Consider the following 1,042-nt stretch of genomic DNA (forward strand, 5'->3'; position numbering starts at 1 on the left):
CATGAGCCTTCACCATTGGATCAACGACGGGTTGACGGTCGTCTTCTTCTTTCTGATCGGGCTCGAGGTACGCCAAGAGTTCGCCCACGGGTCATTACGTGATCGAACCCGCACTCGTATCGCCGTGATCGCCGGAGTCGCGGGGGTGTGTCTACCCGCCGTCATCTACGCCGTGATCGTCGGCAGCGGAGACAGCCTGCAGGGTTGGGGGGTGGTCGTCGGCACCGATACCGCCTTCATGCTCGGGGCCTTGGCGCTCCTCGGGCCCGCACGATCAGGCCAACTGCGAGTGTTTCTCCTTACCGTCACGGTGGTCGACGACTTCCTCGCGGTGTCCATCATCGGATTCGTATACAGCGAAAACATTCGCCTGATTCCACTGCTCGTTTCCCTGGCATGCCTGACAGCATTGTGGCTACTCGGGCGGGCGCGACAGTGGCGAGCCGCGCCATACATTCTCGTGGTGATCGTGCTGTGGTTCAGCACGATCGAGTCGGGTGTTCATCCCTCGCTTGCCGGAATGGTCGCCGGCCTTCTGATTCCCGCGTACCCGACACAGCGGCACAAGGTGGAGGCGGCTCCAGAACTGTTTCGTGACTTCTGGCAGTCTCCGAGCGCCGCATCAGGTCGTGCAGTGTCACGTGGACTGGCCAAAGGCACAGCCGTCAACGAGCGGATACACGAATACCTCCGGGTACCCACCGCGCTGATCGTGGTACCGATCTTCGCTCTCGCCAACGCCGGCGTCGACCTGCGTGGCGGACTGCTCGTCGAAGCGTTCAGTGCCCGTGTGACCTGGGGAGTTGTGCTTGGCCTGGTTCTCGGCAAGCTCCTCGGCATCGGAGCAGCCACATACATCGCTGTCCGACTCGGAGCGGGCCGATTACCGCAGGGGGTCGGCATGGGCAGTGTGATGGGCGGATCTGCGCTATCGGGGATGGGATTCACCGTATCGCTGCTGATCATAGGTTTGGCTTTCGGCACATCTCCCGAACTGGCCGGGCAGGCGACCGTCGGCGTGCTCGTCGCCATGGTGCTGGCT

At 62.6% G+C, this 1,042-nt stretch carries 1 protein-coding gene; it reads left to right on the top strand.

Annotated features, from left to right (window positions below):
- On the top strand, positions 1-1,042 hold a 1,042-nt coding region (locus ACIQ2D_RS22320), incomplete at both ends, for a Na+/H+ antiporter NhaA (RefSeq protein WP_402867460.1).

The sequence above is a fragment of the Lysinibacillus sp. NPDC097287 genome (assembly GCF_044761695.1).
Lineage (GTDB): Bacteria > Bacillota > Bacilli > Bacillales_A > Planococcaceae > Lysinibacillus.